Genomic DNA, 17,097 nt, shown 5'->3' on the forward strand with positions numbered 1-17,097 from the left:
TTTTTCCCAAGAATCGGCTTCCCATTCGTCGGGTGCAATGGTGTATGGTGGCCAGAAATAATGACCAACAGAATCCCAGGGAGACAAGGCGCATGGCCGGATCGGTGAACAAGGTAATTATCGTGGGCAATCTGGGGCGCGACCCAGAGGTCCGCACCTTCCAGAATGGTGGCAAAGTGTGCAACCTGCGCATCGCGACCTCTGAAACCTGGAAAGATCGCAATACTGGTGAACGGCGCGAACGCACCGAATGGCATTCGGTGGCAATCTTTTCCGAAGGTCTCGTCCGGGTTGCCGAACAATATCTGCGCAAAGGTTCCAAGGTCTATCTGGAAGGCAAACTGCAGACCCGCAAATGGCAGGACCAGTCTGGTCAGGACAAATATTCAACCGAAGTGGTGCTTCAAGGGTTTGATGCAACACTTGTCATGCTCGACGGTCGCAGCGGTGGCGGTGACGGCGGCGGATATGGCGGCGGTGGCGGCAGCAGCCAGGGTGGCTATGACCAGGGCGGCGGCTATGATCAGGGTGGCGGCAGCTTTGGTGGCGGCGGAAATCAAGGCAACCAGGGCGGATCGGCCCCATCGCGCGATCTTGACGACGAAATCCCGTTCTAAGCCTCAGACACAGATAAAATGACCGAGTTTCCCGATTTCAAACACGCGCTTGAGACACGCCTTGTGTCTTATTGCGCAATCGACAGCCAAAGCGACGAGCTGTCACCATCTCAGCCCAGCACATCGATCCAACTCGATATGCAGCGCCATCTCGTGGCCGAGCTGGAACGGATCGGGGCCTCGGACATCCAACTGACACCGTATGGCGCGGTTTTGGCGACGGTTCCGGCAACGGACAGTGCCGCCCCCGCCATCGGGTTCTGTGCCCATGTCGACACTGCCCCTCAGTTCAACGCCACGAGTGTAAAACCGCGCGTGATTTCAAACTGGGATGGGGGCGACATAACCTATCCAGACAATGCTGATCTGGTATTGGGCACACAGCAATCGTCTTATCTGGCCAACAAGGTTGGGCATGACATCATCACGGCGTCTGGTCTGACGTTGCTGGGTGCGGATGACAAATCCGGCGTGGCCATCATTATGACCATGGCGGAACATTTGCTGACAACGCCCGGATTGAACCACGGCAAAATACGCCTTGCGTTTACCCCGGACGAGGAAATCGGACGCGGTGTGGACCCCAAATTGCCCGCCGCTTTTGATGTGGACTTTGCGTTCACTTTGGACGGCGGCAAAGTGGGTGAAATCGAATACGAAAGCTTTTCAGCTGATGGTGCTGTTGTCACCGTGACCGGCGTATCCGCGCACCCGGGATATGCCAAAAACAAGCTGGTTAACGCACTGCATGTGGCCGCCCACATCGTCGCCGCACTTGATGAAGACGGCCAGACACCCGAAACCACAGATGGTCGTGACGGTTTCATTCACTGTTACGGGGTCGAAGGCGGGTCAACTTCGGCAACTTTGCGCTTCATTTTGCGTGATTTCGAACTGGATGGACTTGAGGCGCGCAATCAGCGCCTGCGCGAGGCTTGCGATGATGCAGTCAAGGCCTTTCCCGGGGCTCAGACCAATTGTCAGATCACCAAACAATACCGCAACATGCGGTATTGGCTCGAGAATGACATGACTCCGATCGATCTTGCCCGCGAAGCCTGCCGTGATGAGGGTATCGAGCCAAAGTCGGTGCCTATTCGTGGTGGAACAGATGGCTCTCGCCTGACAGAACTTGGCGTGCCCTGCCCCAACCTGTTTACCGGGATGCAGGAGATTCACGGGCCCCTCGAATGGATCAGTGTTCAGGACATGGCCTGTGCCACGCGGGTATGCCTGCGCCTGATCACGCGCGCCGCTGCCTGAAACTCACAAGGCAAAACTGCCGGAGGCATCGAGCCCCCGGCAGTTTTCTGTCACAGGTCCGCCAAAGCGGACCGCGCCAGACGCCTCTCGATGGGGGAACTGGCGCACGCCGTTTTCAGCTATTGTCGCCAAAACCATAGGTTTCCGTGACGAAATCGATGTCTTTGTCGCCCCGGCCAGACAGGTTGATCAAAATCGATTTACCCGGATTGGACTTTGCTTCGCGCATCGCAAACGCCACCGCATGCGCGCTTTCTAACGCGGGAATAATGCCCTCGTGACGCGACAGAGCATAAAACGCATCAAGCGCTTCCTTGTCATCTGCCGCCACATAATTGGCCTTGCCCGAGCGATACAAATGCGCGTGCTCAGGGCCAACCCCGGGATAATCCAACCCGGATGCGACCGTGTGCACCGGTGCCGGTTCGCCGTCCGCATCCTTCAAAAGCATCGTGCGGAACCCGTGGATGTCACCGTCTTCGCCAAATGTAATTGTCGCCGCGTGATCGCCAAGTTTAGACGAAGTTCCCATCGGCTCCACGCCATAAAGCGCAACATCTTCGTCATCGATAAAGCCAGCAAACAACCCCATCGCGTTTGAACCGCCACCAACACAAGCAGCCACAATATCTGGCAGGTTTCCGGTCATTTCCAGAAACTGCTCGCGCGCCTCTATGCCGACGACATGCTGAAAATCCCGCACCATCCTCGGAAATGGATGCGGCCCAACAACCGACCCAATGGCAAACAAAGCCGTGTCAGCCTGTGGGACATAAGACTGAAACGCCGAATCCACCGCTTCCTTAAGCGAGCGCCCACCAAAACCCACCGGCACCACCTCGGCCCCCAAAAGCTTCATGCGGGTAACATTGGGCGCTTCCTTGGCGATGTCGATCTCGCCCATGTGGATTTCGCATTCCATGCCGAAATACGCCGCAGCCGTGGCCAGCGCCACCCCGTGCTGACCGGCACCAGTTTCGGCCATCAGCTTGGTTTTGCCCATATGTTTGGCCAGCAACGCCTCGGCCATACAGTGGTTCAGCTTATGCGCCCCGGTATGGTTCAGATCTTCGCGCTTGGCATAAATCTGCGCCCCACCCGACATGTCGCTCAGGTTCTTCAGGTAGGAAACCGGCGTCGGGCGCCCCTGAAAATGTTTACGGATATAGCGCAGATCGCGGATATACTCGGCCGAATGTGCAATCTTATCATAAGCTTCAGCAATGGCGTTGAAGTGCGGTTCCAGCACCGGTGGCAACATTGCGCCACCATATTCTCCGAAGAACCCGTCACGGGTTGGGGTGGATTTCAAATATGACGTCATGCTGTCTCTCCCAAATTAGCAGAGAGTACAGTTGCCGTTTTTCCAATGCCTGTTCAGAGGACGATTTGACGCGGTACTTAACAGGCTAAACATATGTCCCGCCCGCATGTTTTTAACAGCGCGCCAGTTCTTCCCGCAGCAACGACAAAACTGTCTCGCGGGGGACATCTGCTGTCACAAACGACTCGCCAATGCCGCGCGCCAGAATAAACCGAAGCTGACCATCCAGCACCTTTTTGTCCTGCCCCATCAGATCAAGCAAAGCTTCTGCGTCCGGCAATTCTCCGGGGATGTCTTTCAAATCCACCTTCATGCCCATCTCTGCCAGATGCTGACGCACCCGGCTTGGATCTTCCTGTGAACACAGGCCCAGCTGATGGCTCAGCTCAAAAGCCAGCGCACATCCGATCGCGACGCCTTCACCATGCAACAACCGGTCACCAAACCCTGTCGCCGCCTCCAGCGCATGGCAAAATGTATGCCCAAGATTAAGCAACGCGCGGTCGCCCTGCTCGGTCTCATCGCGCATCACAATTTCGGCCTTCATCTCGCAAGATCGCCGCACAGCCGCAATCCGGGCGCTCATGTCGCCCGCCGCCATCTTCGGCCCTTGTGTCTCAAGCCATTCAAAGAACGCCGCGTCGCCCAACAGCCCGTATTTCACAACTTCGCCATATCCGGCCAGAAAATCGCGCGGGGTCAATGTGCCCAATACTTCTGTATCCGCCAAGACCAGCACAGGCTGATGAAAGGCGCCAATCAGGTTTTTACCCTGTGGTGCGTTGATCCCGGTTTTGCCCCCGACAGAGCTGTCAACTTGTGCCAGCAAAGATGTCGGGATTTGCACAAACCCGACGCCTCGCCGCAAAACAGCCGCGGCAAATCCGGTCAGGTCGCCAATCACGCCACCGCCCAATGCAACCACCAGATCGCGACGTTCGACCTTTTGCTCCAGCAACCATTCAACAGTACGCTCAAAATGCGGCCAGCTCTTGGTGGATTCCCCTGCGGGCAGCACAATCGCTTCGCACGTGATATCCGCAGCAGCCAACCCATCCCGCAACGCGTCCAGATGCAATGCCGCGACATTTTCGTCGGTCACAACACAAACATGGCGACGGTTCAGAAACGGGCCAATCATTGCGCCCGCCTGCGCCAGCAAACCGGGACCAATATGGATATCATAAGCCCGGTCGCCCAGGCCCACATGCACGGTTTCCATCATAGCGTCAGCTCTCCTCAAGCACATCCGGGCGCGTTTTCAGCACCTCGACCACGCGATCTGCGGTCTGTTCGATCGAGTATTCCGCCTGTGTCTTAACCGGTAGATCCGCCAGGCTATAAAGCGGCACGCGTTTCTCAAAAATCTCTTCCAATGTCCGACGCGGGTTTGACGTCTGCAGCAAAGGCCGGGTATCTTTATGTCTGACCCGGTTCCACAACAGGTCAATATCCGCGTCCAGCCATACGGCGACACCCATTTGCGATACCATCTGACGATTACGCTCTGCCAGATAAGCGCCACCGCCGGTGGACAGAATGCAGCGTTCATTTTCAAGCAGGCGTTCGATAATTTGACTTTCCTTCTCGCGAAAAAACGGTTCCCCGTCACGCTCAAAGATTTCGGCAATGCTCATATTGGCGGCTTTGACAATTTCGGCATCGGAATCCAGAAACGGAACGCCAAGCCGGGCGGCCAGTGCACGGCCAACCGCAGTTTTGCCTGCCCCCATCATGCCCACCAGCACAACCGTCTTTTTCAGTTCAACGACCATTTCCCGCCCATTCACCGACCCAGATCGGCCAAGCATTGCTCAAATTTTGTATTTCGGCATTGAATGACGTGATCTTGCAAAAAAGGCCAGTTATAAGTTGGAAAAAACGAGCAGGAAAAATTGGGGAATTCTATGGGCAAACTGATCCGTGCCATTCTATTACTGATCGTTCTGGCAGTGATTGCTCTTGTGGTCTACGCTTATGCGGGTCCAATGTTTGGTGCGGACTTCTCCGCGCCACAATCCGAAATGCGCATCCCTGTGGAATTGCATGGCCAATAAAACGCTTTCTTTATGGGCACTTGCCCTATCAACATCGTGTTCTGCGCTTTCGGCTCAGGACGCGCCGCTTTCAGCAATTGAATGGCTGGATACGACACCAACCGTGACGCTGGAAATCGGGTTACCCGCAACAGAACCCGCGGTCAGCCAAGGTGTAGCCACGCCGGCCATTGATGTCAGCACACTGGATCAGGAGGGGCGCGACTCGGTTGGATTACTGCCGTCCTCAGTCACAGGCCTGCCTGCAACGCTCTGGTCCAACTCAAATGCAGCACATCTGTCCGATTTGGTCACAGACCAACGCCCAGACGTGCTCCCGGCGATGCAAGCGTTGCTTTATACGTTGCTACTGGCCGAATCTAACGCACCAATGGACGCTGGCACTGCAAATGAATTGTTGAATGCTCGGGTCGACAAGCTGGTGGAAATGGGTGCGCTGGAACAGGCCGCCGCCCTTTTGGAACGCGCCGGGCCGGATACGCCACAACTGTTTTCGCGCTGGTTTGACGTCACCTTGCTGATGGGACAGGAAGACGCCGCCTGCGAACGACTTGGCAGCGCACCGCACCTTGCGCCGGGATACGGCGCGCGTATCTTTTGCATCGCACGCGCAGGCGACTGGCGCGCGGCTGCCCTGACATTGGATACGGCCAAGGCACTCAGCCTGATCAGCGAAGAAATGGACGCACTTTTGCTGCGTTTTCTCGATCCTGAACTGTTTGAGGGCGAACCGCTGCTTGTAGCTGCAAGCGATCCTACACCTTTAAAGTTCCGTCTCTATGAAGCGATTGGCGAAAGTCAGACCACAAGCGCCCTGCCGCGCAGTTACGCCCATGCAGATTTGCGTGAAACGGCGGGGTGGAAGGCGCAACTGGATGCCGCTGAACGCCTGGCGCGTACGTCTGCATTGCATGAAAACCGTCTGCTCGGCATCTATACCGAACGTCGCCCTGCGGCCTCTGGTATGATCTGGGATCGGGTGAGCGCACTTCAGGCATTTGACCATGCCGTCACAGAACGCGATGCGATGGCAGTCGCAGAAACCTTGCCATCCGCTTGGGCGGCCATGCAACAAGTCCATCTGGAAGTACCATTTGCCCGGCTGTTTGGCGCCAGCCTGCTGACACTGCCACTGCAAGGCGTCACCGCGCGGTTGGCCCGGGATATAGCTTTGTTGTCAGGTGATTATGAACGCGCCGCCCATGCGGGACCGCGCGACTTTCTCGCCGGATTGGCGCTGGGCATGCCGCCCCGATTGCCACAGGACCGCACCCACCGCGCCATTGCTGATGCATGGCACGGCGCTGGCGTACCTCAGGAATTGTCGGCCATGCTGGCCCGCGGGCAATTGGGCGAAGCTATTTTGCGCGCCATGTCCCTAATGGATGACGGCGCGGCGGGTGATCTGGGTGCACTGACCGAGGCGCTCGCCACATTTCGCGCCGTCGGATTGGAAGACACCGCCCGGCGCGCAGCGCTTCAGGTTGCTTTGCTGGACACGCGCGGATGACCAAAATGGACAATCTGCACTGGATTTCCACATTTCTCGATGCACAGGCGGCAGAACTGGGTGCAGCGCAAAACACCCAATTAGCCTATGCGCGGGATTTACGCATATTCTCTGATTGGGTCGATCGCCAAAAGCTGGATTTCGCAGCCATCCAACGGACCGATATCGAAAATTTCCTTGTCGCTTGTGATGCCGAAGGGCTGTCACCGGCCACCCGCGCACGGCGGCTTTCTGCCATTAAACAGCTTTATCGCTTTGCTTTTGAAGAAAGCTGGCGCAGCGACAATCCTGCCATTCAGATCAAAGGTCCCGGACGCAGCAAACGCCTGCCCAAGACATTAGAAGTGATCGAGGTCGATCGTCTTCTCAACGCGGCCCGCACCACCGGACGCACTCAGGCGGATCGATTGCGCAATACCTGTCTGATGGAATTGCTTTATGCCACCGGCATGCGGGTGACAGAACTGGTCAGCCTGCCGGTATCCGCGGCGCGCGGCGATCCGCGCATGTTATTGGTAATGGGCAAAGGCTCTAAGGAACGCATGGTGCCACTGTCGCCTCCGGCACGAACAGCGCTTGCAGTCTGGTTGAAAACTCGCGATGCGGCCGAAGACGAAGCCCGCACCAAAGGAAAACCAGCATCCCGGTTCCTGTTCCCCTCGCGCGGCAAGGCAGGTCATCTGACCCGGCATCGGTTTTATCTGCTGATCAAAGAACTTGCTGTGTCAAGCGGCGTGGCACCCGACAAGGTTACGCCTCACACTTTGCGCCACGCCTTTGCGACCCATCTTTTGGCCAATGGCGCCGATCTGCGCGCCATCCAAATGCTATTGGGCCATGCGGATGTGGCCACCACGGAAATCTACACGCATGTTCTGGATGAACGTCTGCGCGAACTGGTACTGGAAAATCACCCGCTGGCCCGCGACAGAGAAGCCAAACGCAGCGACGGCGGCAACACATCCTCTGACGGCCAGTAACCGCTCAGCAACGCCTGATCATATCCCCGGATCAACCCCGCCTTTTGCATTTCTGCATAGGCTTTTAGTGCATCATAACTCAAAACGTGAAATTTCACGCCGGACTCTGACAAAATTGCAAAGCGTGTGCCTTGCGATCCGTCATGCGGCGGCATTCCGATCACGCCGGCGTTCACCCATGTCACGCCGGCCACCTGACGGACAAACGGAATGCCGCAATGCCCTGCGACAACCATATCTACCGGGCCAACCCGCGCTGTGATGGCGGCGATTTCTTCGACAAACTCAGACTCGGGCGACACGTCCCACAAAAATCGCGCTATATCCGTTGCGCCCCCATGCACCACCGCCACAGTCCGACCCGCGTGCCGAAACACCACCATCGTAGGCAATGTCGCCATCCATTGTCGGTCTTGCGCGCCGACTTGCCGGTCCACATGCGCAAACCAACCCACCGACAGCAGGTCACAAGTCGTACCCTCTTCGAAACCACAACCGCAATCCATCGCACCCGCCGCCAATTGCGTTTCGCAATTGCCTGCCACTGTCAAAATACCTGCCTCACGGATCGTGGCGACAGTCTCGCGGGGTTGCCCGCAATAGGCTGTCACGTCGCCTGTGCAAATCATCCGCTGCGCTGGAATTCCGCGTTTAGCGGCCTCTGTCAGCACCGCTTCGGTCGCTTGAAGATTGGAATATGGCCCACCAAACAACAACACATCGCCGTGCAACACACCCAAATCCAACATGGCTTACCCCTTGATTGCCGCAGCATCGCGCCCCATAACCCAATCAGATAAAAGGACATGTTGCGCGATGGAAGTCACAACTGAGGCATTAGACGGCACTTTCTGGGTCACCGCAGGCACGATCGTCGCCTTGTTGGTCTTGTCTGCTTTCTTTTCCGGAAGCGAAACCGCGCTGACCGCTGCATCGCGCGGCAAACTGCGCGCGCAGGCTGACAAAGGAAATCGGGGCGCACAACGCGCGCTGGACATCACCGAAGACAATGAACGTCTGATCGGGTCCGTGCTGTTGGGCAACAATCTGGTCAATATCCTTGCCACCTCGCTCGCCACCGCATTGTTTACACAAGCGTTCGGGGAAAGCGGTGTGGCGCTGGCAACTTTGGTCATGACCCTACTGGTGCTGATCTTTGCCGAGGTGCTGCCAAAAACTTATGCCATCACCGCCCCGGAAGACGCGGCTTCGCTAGTGTCCGCCCCGATACGCATCATTGTTCAGGTGTTTGCCCCTATCGTATCTGCCGTGCGTCTTCTGGTGCGCGGCGTGCTTGGCATCTTTGGCGTCCAGACCGACCCCGACAGCCAGATATTGGCAATGCGAGAAGAGATCGCCGGAGCCATCCAACTGGGCCATTCCGAAGGTATTGTCGAAAAGGAAGACCGCGACCGTATTCTTGGCGCGCTGGACCTTGGCGACCGCACTGTCGAAGAAATCATGCTGCATCGCTCGGGCATTGAAATGATTGATGCCGATTCCGATCCTGCCGACGTGCTGGCCCAATGTCTGGAAAGCAACCACACTCGCCTGCCCGTCTTTAAGGACGAGCCGGAAAATATCATGGGCGTCGTGCACGCCAAAGACCTGCTGCGTTCCATGCACCGCCAATTGACCGCCGACGAAGGCAATCTGGCCGACCTCGCCAATTTTGATATTACCAAAGTGGCCAAGAAACCCTATTTCGTGCCTGAAACCACATCGCTCGACGATCAGATGCGCCAGTTCCTGCGCCGCCGGTCTCATTTTGCGCTGGTGGTGGACGAATACGGCTCTTTGCAGGGGCTTATCACGCTCGAAGATATCCTCGAAGAGATCGTTGGTGAAATTACCGATGAGTTTGACCCTGATGCGGACCACCCAATTCGTAAATCCGAAGACGGGCAATTTCTGATCGACGGCGCCATGACCATTCGTGACCTGAACCGCGCGACAGACTGGAACCTGCCCGACGAAGAAGCCAACACCATTGCCGGGCTGGTCATTCACGAAGCCCAGATGATCCCAAGCACGGGTCAGGTATTTTCGTTCCACGGTTTCCGATTTGAAGTTATCGGTCGCAAAGACAACCGGATCACCAACCTCAAAATTCGCCCGCTCTAGTTATTTAGATCAGGCTGAGCACGATCAGACGCTCTGAGACATGTAGTTGACAATGCAATTGGCCGTTGCCGTGCTGCAAGCCATTGGAATATCGTACACAATCGCCAACCGCGTCAGCGCTTTGACATCCACGTCATGTGGCATTGGTGACATTGGGTCGATGAAAAAGAACAACGCATCCAGCTTATCTTCGCTGATCAGCGCGCCAATCTGCTGATCCCCACCCAGCGGACCGCTTTTAAAGGCGTTCACGGTCAGACCGGGATGATGTTCTTTGAGCAACCCACCGGTGGTGCCGGTTGCGAAAATATTGGCCGCTTCAAAAAACGCAACATGGCGGCCAACCCAGCTGACAAGTGTCTCTTTGCACGCATCATGGGCGACCAACGCGATTTGCAACGTTTTTTCAGGCGTTTCGGACATGAGAGTATTCCTTTTTCGCGATCAGACGATCCGCTGCGATTTCCGGCACTGTATTAATCATGCGCCACAAATTCTCAACCCATTGCTGTACGTAACAAGGCGTCTCTGACCTCAGACGTATATTGGATGTACAAATCACAACGGTCTAAATTATTCCCCAAAAGGCGTCCAAAGTCGCCTGAGTTGCTCCGGACAATGCCATACCCCACCAATACGACAGGTTAGCGCTAACGAGGACGGTTTACTTTTGGGCAACCCCTGCTATAGCTCAGCGCAACTTTTCTGCCATTCCGAGGACCTCCCCCATGAGCACAATCATTGATATCCACGCACGCGAAATTCTCGACAGCCGCGGCAACCCAACCGTCGAAGTTGACGTCGTTCTGGAAGACGGCACCCTTGGACGTGCGGCCGTACCTTCAGGCGCCTCGACCGGTGCACATGAGGCCGTAGAAAAACGTGATGGCGACAAAGGCCGGTACTTGGGCAAAGGTGTTCTGGAAGCGGTTGCAGCAGTAAACGGTGAAATCGCCGAAGCGCTGGTGGGCATGGATGTGACTGAACAGGTTGCCATCGACACAGCCATGATCGAACTCGACGGCACCCCAAACAAGGCCCGTCTGGGCGCCAACGCCATTCTGGGCGTTTCACTTGCCGCAGCCAAAGCCGCTGCTGATTTCACCGCACAACCGCTGTTCCGCTACGTTGGCGGCACGTCGGCCCGTGTTCTGCCCGTGCCAATGATGAACATCATCAATGGCGGCGAACATGCCGATAACCCAATCGACATTCAGGAATTCATGATCATGCCAGTTTCTGCGGACAACATCCGCGAAGCCGTACGCATGGGCGCCGAAGTGTTCCACACCCTGAAAAAAGAACTCTCCGCCGCAGGCCACAACACCGGCATCGGCGACGAAGGTGGCTTTGCCCCGAACCTCGCCAGCACCCGCGTTGCTCTGGACTTCATCCAGACAGCCGTTGAAAAAGCCGGGTACAAACTGGGCGAAGACATCTACCTCGCACTCGATTGCGCCTCGTCCGAGTATTACAAAGACGGCAAATACGAGATGAAGGGTGAAGGCGCTTCGCTTTCATCCGAGGAAAACGCACAATATCTGGCGGATCTCTGCGCTGATTACCCGATTATTTCTATCGAAGACGGCATGGACGAAGACGATTGGGAAGGCTGGAAAATGCTGACCGACAAAATCGGCGACAAGGTTCAGCTGGTCGGTGACGATCTGTTTGTAACCAACCCAACCCGTCTGGCTGATGGCATCGCCCAAGGCGTCGCCAACTCGATGCTGGTCAAAGTGAACCAAATCGGCTCGCTCACAGAAACGCTCAAGGCTGTCGATATGGCCCACCGCGCGCGCTATACCAACGTGATGAGCCACCGTTCAGGTGAAACCGAAGACGCCACAATTGCGGACCTTGCAGTGGCCACCAATTGCGGCCAGATCAAAACCGGCTCGCTGTCACGATCGGACCGTTTGGCCAAATACAACCAACTGATCCGTATCGAAGAGCTGCTGGGTGAAACGGCTGAATATGCCGGCCGTTCGATCCTGAAAGCCTAAATTACATGCGGCGGGGCGCAGGCTTCGCCGCAAACCACTTCAAATGGCGACGTGACGCACGCGCCGGACCTGTTGCAACAGACCCTAAACCATTCAACTCGCGCGATCTTTTCTTATTTCGGCGTATTCCTCAGATTCATAAAATGCGCGCGCCTGTGCAATCGTGTCAAATGCCGCAACCAGCGCTTCACCTGTATCGCTGCGATCAGCGCCTTCCCGGTGAACTCTAAGGTTCTCCATGATCTCTCCGTTAAAACCTGACAGCACTTCCTGGGAAGCTTCGCGGAAAACTAAGAATTCGCGGCTGTCCGCTTGTCTGGGGCGTGCCACAAAATACGCAATCGTCATATCAAACCCTTCAAAAATAATGCCGCCATGTTACACCATGTAAGAAAAGTTATCACTCAACCGACGCGGGCTTTGGCCCATTGCCAAGCCGCGAACCATTTCCCAACTGAAAACAGCGCCATGACAGCTCAAGACATCATCAAGAAACTGAACCTGCAACCACACCCCGAAGGCGGCCACTACCGTCAGACGTGGATCGAATCAGCAACATGTGATGCGCGCCCGGCCGGAACAGCGATCTATTTCTTACTGGCCCGGGGCGAACGCTCGCACTGGCACAAGGTCGACGCCACAGAAATCTGGCATTTCTACGCGGGCGCGCCGTTAAAGCTGTCGGTGGCAGAAACCGACGCCGGACCGGCCTTTGATAAGGTACTGGGCCCCGATCTCGCCTCTGACCATTTCCCACAGGTGATTATCCCGAAACACCACTGGCAATCGGCTGAATCCACAGGCGATTGGACGCTGGCAGGTTGTACTGTTTCCCCTGCGTTTCAATTCGAAGGGTTCACACTTGCCGATCCCGGCTTCAATATTCCGCCCCACAGCTGAAACAAAACACCGTAATATCTGCTCCGCGTCACCCGCACACGCGCGTTGCCTGATCGCCCGCCCAAAAAAAAGGTTTCTCTGCGATTGGCCCCGCGCCCCAATCGCTTTGCCCTTGTGGCAAAGCACCCAATGCGTGGGCGCTTGCGCCCACTCCGCTGGATTACGACGCATCCTCTGGTTGGCTGACCGTTCCGCCTCCCACACATGCCTGAACGCCCGTTGTCGACGGGCACGACGTTGCCATACCGCGCGCAACGCGCACGGCCAGATAGGCAAACGCCTGCGCTTCCAACATATCGCCATCCAACCCAACCGCTTCTACCGGCTCCACCGGGCACTCCAGCGAAACGGTCAACATCTGCATCAAGACCGGATTGTGCCGACCACCGCCCGTGACCAGAATACGCTCAGGAGCGACCGGACAATGCCCCAACCCCTGCGCCACTGACGCGGCACACATCGCAGTCAAAGTCGCCGCTGCATCTTCGTCACCAAGCTCTCGCACCAGCTCGATCATTTCCGAAAAATCATTTCTATCAAGCGACTTAGGAGGTATCCTCCCAAAATACGCCTCCGCCAAAAACAGCTCCAACGCCCCCGTCGCAACACGACCCTGCGCGGCTATCAAGCCATCTTTGTCAAATGCCACACCACGACGCTGGCGCAACAGATCGTTTAACGGCGCATTTGCGGGACCAGTATCAAAGGCTAGCAATGCGCCCTCTTCTTCCGGCGAAGTTTTTGACGGATCAACCCATGTCAGATTGCCAACGCCGCCAAGATTCAAAAACGCCACCGGCTCTGTCGCCCCCATCCACTTGGCGCAAGCAAAATGAAAAAACGGTGCCAACGGCGCACCTTCTCCCCCCAATGCCACGTCTGCCGAACGGAAATCCCACACCACCGGCACCCCCAGTGCCTCGGCAAGCGCCTGACCATCGCCCACCTGGCAGGTCCCGCGCCCATGCGGTTCATGCGCCAGTGTCTGGCCGTGAAACCCAACCAGTTCAACCGATTCAAATCCTCTCAAAGCATCCCGATGCGCCGTCTCAACGATATGCGCTGCGGCTTTAGCGGGCGCACCATTCCAATGTCCCAAACCCGCGGTCAAAACGGCCTGTTCCTCTTGCGAATACGCCCGGTACACCGATGGGCCAAACCCAAAAATCTCCTTGCCGTCGGTCTCAATCACAGCTGCGTCGACACCGTCCAGCGACGTCCCTGACATGGCACCCAATGCCCGAACAACTGTTCCTGCCTGTCTGGCCTTCAACATGGCCTTTTCCTTCTGCCCATCCGCGCCTATACACGGCTGCGCAAATACTACGGGACACAGACCATGACCTACCAGCCCAAATCGGATTTCCTCGCAGTCATGCTGGAACGCGGCTTTGTTGCCGATTGTACGGATTACGAAGGGCTCGACACGGCCCTGACCAAAGGCGTGGTGCCCGGCTATATCGGTTTTGACGCGACGGCGAAATCACTGCATGTCGGCAGCCTGATCCAGATCATGATGCTGCGCTGGCTACAGAAAACCGGCCACAAACCTCTGACCCTGATGGGCGGTGGTACTACAAAAGTGGGCGATCCGTCATTTCGCGCCGATGAACGTCCGCTTCTGACCACGGACCAGATCGACGCCAATATCGCCGGCATCAAACAGGTATTCGCAAAATATCTCAGCTATGGCGACGCCCCCACGGACGCGTTGATGCTGAACAATGCCGAATGGCTGGACGATCTGAACTACCTCGAATTCCTGCGCGACATCGGCCGCCACTTCTCGGTCAATCGCATGCTCAGCTTCGAATCAGTAAAATCCCGGCTGGATCGCGAACAATCGCTGTCTTTCCTCGAATTCAATTACATGATTCTTCAGGCCTATGACTTTCTGGAGCTGAACCGCCGCTATGGCTGTATGATTCAGTTTGGCGGCTCGGATCAGTGGGGCAATATCGTGAACGGTATTGATCTGACACGGCGCACTGACGACACACAGATCTTCGGTCTGACCTCCCCTCTGCTGACCACCAGCGATGGCAAAAAAATGGGCAAATCAGCAGACGGCGCGGTCTGGCTGAACGCAGACATGCGCGCGCCTTACGAGTTCTGGCAATTCTGGCGCAATACCACCGACGCTGATGTCGGCCGGTTCCTTAAGCTCTATACCGAGATGCCGGTTGACGAATGCAACCGACTGGGCGCTTTGGAAGGCTCGGAAATCAATGCGGCCAAGATCATCCTAGCCAATGAGGTCACAACCCTCTGCCACGGCGCCGATGCCGCTGCCGCCGCCGAGGCCACCGCGCGCGAAGTCTTCGAAAAAGGCGGCGTGGGTGACGACCTGCCTACTTATACGCTCACTCTTGATGATTTCTTTGAGGTAGAAGAAGAAGTCAAGGATATCAATATTGGGATGATAACGGCAATTCCGGACTTCAACCTCAAAAAATATAAGATTCCAGCTGTGAAACTGTTTGTGCTGGCAGGTCTCGCCAAATCCGGCAAAGAAGCCAAGCGCCTGATTGCAGAAAACGGCGCCCGGCTGGATGACGCACCGCTCAGCAATGCGGGTTTGATGATTGACGCGGAGGCATTGTCGAGCCCGATCAAACTCAGCGCCGGTAAAAAGCGTCACGCGCTGGTTCAATTGTCCGACTAAACCGGATTTCCCGCCCCCGCAGAGGGGCCGGAAAACCCGGCAGACACACGGTCTGCGGACTGCACCGCACGCGTGCGCCACACGCAGCTGCGCCATTTTCATTTTGCCAAAAATACTCTGGGGTGAGCGAAGGCTTTGCGCCGCAAAGACGTCGTGAGGGGCAAAGCCCCTACCCGCTGTCAACGCGCCGCGCACACTCCACACTAGACAGAGCCCCCCTGCGCACGTTATTTGAACAGATGTTCATTTCATGCCGCCAGAGGAGACCCCGATGAAACTTGAAACCACCTGCGCCGTGATCACCGGGGGGGCATCGGGATTGGGCGCTGCAACCGCGCGCCACTTTGCCCAACAAGGCGCCAAGGTTGCTTTGTTTGATCTCAACCAGGACGCAGGCACCGCGTTGGCCGCAGAGCTTGGCGGCACATTTCACAACACAAACGTAACCGATGAGGCCTCAGTCGCTGCTTCGATCGGTGCCGCCAAAGAAGCCATGGGCGCCATTACCGCTACTGTGAATTGCGCAGGAATTGCGCCCGCCTCGACAACGCTGGGCAAAAACGGCCCTCATCCATTGCACACATTCCAACAGACAATCGACATTAACCTTGTTGGCAGCTTCAATGTGGCCCGGTTAGCCGCCGAGGTGATGGCGGAAAACACGCCCGAAGCGGATGGCGCGCGCGGCGTGATCGTCAACACAGCCTCTGTCGCAGCCATGGACGGACAGCGCGGTCAGGCAGCATATGCGGCGTCCAAAGGGGGCATCGTTGGCTTGTCATTGCCAATGGCGCGCGATCTGGCGCGTTCGGGCATCCGTGTCATGGCCATCGCGCCAGGTATTTTCCTCACCCCGATGCTGCAGGGCTTGCCACAAGAGATTCAGGATCAACTGGCCAATGACGTGACCTGCCCCAAGCGCTTGGGCGATCCCAGCGAATACGCCCGTTTGGCTGGGTTCATCGTTGAAAACGGCTATCTTAACGGTGAAGTCATCCGGATCGATGGCGCGCTGCGGATGCAGTGATGCCCCTGCAAAACCGCGTTCAGCCGACAGGAGATATATTCGTGCATCCGGCGCGGGGGCTTTTCATGGGCAATCGCGGGGTTTTGCATGATGACGCCCGAACTCTGACGCACCGGCGCTGGCGTCACAAGGCGTGGGTATGCTGCGTCACCAAATTCAAGAACCGCCAGCGCATGCTTATGACGCCAAATCGCTATACCGAATTATTTTTCCACGACGAAGCGGTGGCGCTTGCAGCCGGTCACAGACCTTGCGGAGAATGCCGGCGCTCTGATTTCAACCGCTTTCTTGCAGCGGCCGACCACGCCGGCAAAGTCACCGAGTTTGACGAAATTTTGCATGAGGCCCGTGCTATTCCGCGTCGGTTTGAACAGAAACGTCATTTTGCGGCGGCTTCTTCTCTGCCAGATGGAACGTTCATCCTGACCGAAAATGCGCCTGCATTATTTTGGCAGGGTGCAATGTTTGAATTCTCTCCGTCAGGTTACAGCGCTGCTAAGACCAAACCCCAAGGCACCGTTCGCGTGATTACGCCCGCCCCCACACTTTGCGCATTGAAAAATGGATATCAACCGCGCGTCGCCTTGGATTAAACAAGCATCCTTAGCGAAAACCGCACCGACG

18 protein-coding genes are annotated in these 17,097 nt (G+C 56.6%); 11 read left to right on the forward strand and 7 right to left on the reverse strand.

Annotated elements, in window-relative coordinates; genetic code table 11:
- Positions 1-92: 92 nt before the first annotated feature.
- Both ssb and pepT read left to right on the forward strand, forming a co-directional pair.
- Positions 93-617, forward strand: coding sequence for a single-stranded DNA-binding protein (gene ssb / locus ABJI08_RS03475; RefSeq protein ID WP_348400428.1), 525 nt, complete (start codon positions 93-95; stop codon positions 615-617).
- 18 nt (positions 618-635) lie between these two features.
- Positions 636-1,880 carry a peptidase T gene (pepT, locus tag ABJI08_RS03480; protein ID WP_348400429.1) on the forward strand — a complete coding sequence of 415 codons (1,245 nt, stop codon included), beginning with the start codon at positions 636-638 and terminating at the stop codon, positions 1,878-1,880.
- A 115-nt stretch (positions 1,881-1,995) separates the two neighbouring features.
- Here the strand turns inward: pepT and trpB are convergent, their stop codons facing one another.
- The 3 genes from trpB to ABJI08_RS03495 all read right to left on the reverse strand — a co-directional run bounded on the left by trpB (position 1,996) and on the right by ABJI08_RS03495 (position 4,979).
- Positions 1,996-3,204 (reverse strand): tryptophan synthase subunit beta, encoded by a 1,209-nt coding sequence (gene trpB, locus ABJI08_RS03485; protein WP_348400430.1) that lies wholly within the window; start codon positions 3,202-3,204, stop codon positions 1,996-1,998.
- 112 nt (positions 3,205-3,316) lie between these two features.
- Positions 3,317-4,429, reverse strand: coding sequence for a 3-dehydroquinate synthase (gene aroB / locus ABJI08_RS03490; protein WP_348400431.1), 1,113 nt, complete (start codon positions 4,427-4,429; stop codon positions 3,317-3,319).
- A 4-nt stretch (positions 4,430-4,433) separates the two neighbouring features.
- The gene (locus ABJI08_RS03495; RefSeq protein ID WP_348400432.1) at positions 4,434-4,979 is read right to left on the reverse strand and encodes a shikimate kinase; all 546 of its coding nucleotides are present in this window, start codon (positions 4,977-4,979) and stop codon (positions 4,434-4,436) included.
- Positions 4,980-5,111: 132 nt separating this feature from the next.
- Here ABJI08_RS03495 and ABJI08_RS03500 point away from each other — a divergent pair, with 132 nt between their 5' ends.
- Genes ABJI08_RS03500 through ABJI08_RS03510 form a run of 3 tightly spaced genes read left to right on the forward strand, consistent with a single transcriptional unit; the run spans position 5,112 to position 7,751 of the window.
- The gene (locus ABJI08_RS03500; RefSeq protein WP_348400433.1) at positions 5,112-5,261 is read left to right on the forward strand and encodes a hypothetical protein; all 150 of its coding nucleotides are present in this window, start codon (positions 5,112-5,114) and stop codon (positions 5,259-5,261) included.
- The gene (locus ABJI08_RS03505) at positions 5,251-6,771 is read left to right on the forward strand and encodes a hypothetical protein (RefSeq protein ID WP_348400434.1); all 1,521 of its coding nucleotides are present in this window, start codon (positions 5,251-5,253) and stop codon (positions 6,769-6,771) included. Before ABJI08_RS03500 ends, ABJI08_RS03505 begins: the two co-directional genes overlap by 11 nt.
- Positions 6,768-7,751 (forward strand): site-specific tyrosine recombinase XerD, encoded by a 984-nt coding sequence (locus tag ABJI08_RS03510; protein ID WP_348400435.1) that lies wholly within the window; start codon positions 6,768-6,770, stop codon positions 7,749-7,751. Before ABJI08_RS03505 ends, ABJI08_RS03510 begins: the two co-directional genes overlap by 4 nt.
- On the opposite strand, the gene ABJI08_RS03515 is transcribed toward ABJI08_RS03510, so the two are convergent.
- Positions 7,682-8,500, reverse strand: coding sequence for a metallophosphoesterase family protein (locus ABJI08_RS03515; RefSeq protein WP_348400436.1), 819 nt, complete (start codon positions 8,498-8,500; stop codon positions 7,682-7,684). The two genes, ABJI08_RS03510 and ABJI08_RS03515, sit on opposite strands and share 70 nt — an antisense overlap.
- A 67-nt stretch (positions 8,501-8,567) precedes the next feature.
- On the opposite strand from ABJI08_RS03515, the gene ABJI08_RS03520 reads away from it, so the two are divergent.
- Positions 8,568-9,875, forward strand: coding sequence for an HlyC/CorC family transporter (locus ABJI08_RS03520; RefSeq protein WP_348400437.1), 1,308 nt, complete (start codon positions 8,568-8,570; stop codon positions 9,873-9,875).
- A gap of 24 nt (positions 9,876-9,899) precedes the next feature.
- Here ABJI08_RS03520 and ABJI08_RS03525 read toward each other — a convergent pair whose 3' ends face one another.
- The gene (locus ABJI08_RS03525; RefSeq protein ID WP_348400438.1) at positions 9,900-10,298 is read right to left on the reverse strand and encodes a methylglyoxal synthase; all 399 of its coding nucleotides are present in this window, start codon (positions 10,296-10,298) and stop codon (positions 9,900-9,902) included.
- Between the two features lie 305 nt (positions 10,299-10,603).
- Here ABJI08_RS03525 and eno point away from each other — a divergent pair, with 305 nt between their 5' ends.
- Entirely contained in the window at positions 10,604-11,881 is a 1,278-nt protein-coding gene (eno, locus tag ABJI08_RS03530; RefSeq protein ID WP_348400439.1) for a phosphopyruvate hydratase, read from the forward strand.
- 93 nt (positions 11,882-11,974) lie between these two features.
- Here eno and ABJI08_RS03535 read toward each other — a convergent pair whose 3' ends face one another.
- Complete coding sequence (locus ABJI08_RS03535; RefSeq protein ID WP_348400440.1) at positions 11,975-12,229, reverse strand: DUF1330 domain-containing protein; 255 nt, start codon at positions 12,227-12,229, stop codon at positions 11,975-11,977.
- Between the two features lie 120 nt (positions 12,230-12,349).
- Between ABJI08_RS03535 and ABJI08_RS03540 the strand changes: the two genes are divergently transcribed.
- Entirely contained in the window at positions 12,350-12,781 is a 432-nt protein-coding gene (locus tag ABJI08_RS03540) for a cupin domain-containing protein (protein ID WP_348400441.1), read from the forward strand.
- A gap of 160 nt (positions 12,782-12,941) precedes the next feature.
- Here ABJI08_RS03540 and ABJI08_RS03545 read toward each other — a convergent pair whose 3' ends face one another.
- Positions 12,942-14,057 (reverse strand): anhydro-N-acetylmuramic acid kinase, encoded by a 1,116-nt coding sequence (locus ABJI08_RS03545; protein ID WP_348400442.1) that lies wholly within the window; start codon positions 14,055-14,057, stop codon positions 12,942-12,944.
- 63 nt (positions 14,058-14,120) lie between these two features.
- Here ABJI08_RS03545 and tyrS point away from each other — a divergent pair, with 63 nt between their 5' ends.
- The 3 genes from tyrS to ABJI08_RS03560 all read left to right on the forward strand — a co-directional run bounded on the left by tyrS (position 14,121) and on the right by ABJI08_RS03560 (position 17,066).
- Entirely contained in the window at positions 14,121-15,446 is a 1,326-nt protein-coding gene (gene tyrS / locus ABJI08_RS03550) for a tyrosine--tRNA ligase (RefSeq protein ID WP_348400443.1), read from the forward strand.
- A gap of 271 nt (positions 15,447-15,717) precedes the next feature.
- Positions 15,718-16,473 carry an SDR family NAD(P)-dependent oxidoreductase gene (locus ABJI08_RS03555; protein WP_348400444.1) on the forward strand — a complete coding sequence of 252 codons (756 nt, stop codon included), beginning with the start codon at positions 15,718-15,720 and terminating at the stop codon, positions 16,471-16,473.
- Positions 16,473-17,066, forward strand: coding sequence for a hypothetical protein (locus ABJI08_RS03560; protein ID WP_348400445.1), 594 nt, complete (start codon positions 16,473-16,475; stop codon positions 17,064-17,066). Before ABJI08_RS03555 ends, ABJI08_RS03560 begins: the two co-directional genes overlap by 1 nt.
- Positions 17,067-17,097 lie beyond the last annotated feature (31 nt).

The organism is Shimia sp. (assembly GCF_039969785.1).
Taxonomy (GTDB): domain Bacteria; phylum Pseudomonadota; class Alphaproteobacteria; order Rhodobacterales; family Rhodobacteraceae; genus Shimia.

Bases quoted from the DNA above. Each gene is read 5' to 3' on its own strand.
- pepT (WP_348400429.1), top strand. From the start codon at position 636: ATGACCGAGTTTCCCGATTTCAAACACGCGCTTGAGACACGCCTTGTG.
- ABJI08_RS03525 (WP_348400438.1), bottom strand. From the start codon at position 10,298: ATGTCCGAAACGCCTGAAAAAACGTTGCAAATCGCGTTGGTCGCCCAT.
- aroB (WP_348400431.1), bottom strand. From the start codon at position 4,429: ATGATGGAAACCGTGCATGTGGGCCTGGGCGACCGGGCTTATGATATC.
- trpB (WP_348400430.1), bottom strand. From the start codon at position 3,204: ATGACGTCATATTTGAAATCCACCCCAACCCGTGACGGGTTCTTCGGA.
- ABJI08_RS03495 (WP_348400432.1), bottom strand. From the start codon at position 4,979: ATGGTCGTTGAACTGAAAAAGACGGTTGTGCTGGTGGGCATGATGGGG.
- ABJI08_RS03520 (WP_348400437.1), top strand. From the start codon at position 8,568: ATGGAAGTCACAACTGAGGCATTAGACGGCACTTTCTGGGTCACCGCA.
- ABJI08_RS03515 (WP_348400436.1), bottom strand. From the start codon at position 8,500: ATGTTGGATTTGGGTGTGTTGCACGGCGATGTGTTGTTGTTTGGTGGG.
- ABJI08_RS03545 (WP_348400442.1), bottom strand. From the start codon at position 14,057: ATGTTGAAGGCCAGACAGGCAGGAACAGTTGTTCGGGCATTGGGTGCC.
- ABJI08_RS03510 (WP_348400435.1), top strand. From the start codon at position 6,768: ATGACCAAAATGGACAATCTGCACTGGATTTCCACATTTCTCGATGCA.
- ABJI08_RS03505 (WP_348400434.1), top strand. From the start codon at position 5,251: ATGGCCAATAAAACGCTTTCTTTATGGGCACTTGCCCTATCAACATCG.
- ABJI08_RS03535 (WP_348400440.1), bottom strand. From the start codon at position 12,229: ATGACGATTGCGTATTTTGTGGCACGCCCCAGACAAGCGGACAGCCGC.
- ABJI08_RS03540 (WP_348400441.1), top strand. From the start codon at position 12,350: ATGACAGCTCAAGACATCATCAAGAAACTGAACCTGCAACCACACCCC.
- tyrS (WP_348400443.1), top strand. From the start codon at position 14,121: ATGACCTACCAGCCCAAATCGGATTTCCTCGCAGTCATGCTGGAACGC.
- ABJI08_RS03560 (WP_348400445.1), top strand. From the start codon at position 16,473: ATGCCCCTGCAAAACCGCGTTCAGCCGACAGGAGATATATTCGTGCAT.
- ssb (WP_348400428.1), top strand. From the start codon at position 93: ATGGCCGGATCGGTGAACAAGGTAATTATCGTGGGCAATCTGGGGCGC.
- ABJI08_RS03555 (WP_348400444.1), top strand. From the start codon at position 15,718: ATGAAACTTGAAACCACCTGCGCCGTGATCACCGGGGGGGCATCGGGA.
- ABJI08_RS03500 (WP_348400433.1), top strand. From the start codon at position 5,112: ATGGGCAAACTGATCCGTGCCATTCTATTACTGATCGTTCTGGCAGTG.
- eno (WP_348400439.1), top strand. From the start codon at position 10,604: ATGAGCACAATCATTGATATCCACGCACGCGAAATTCTCGACAGCCGC.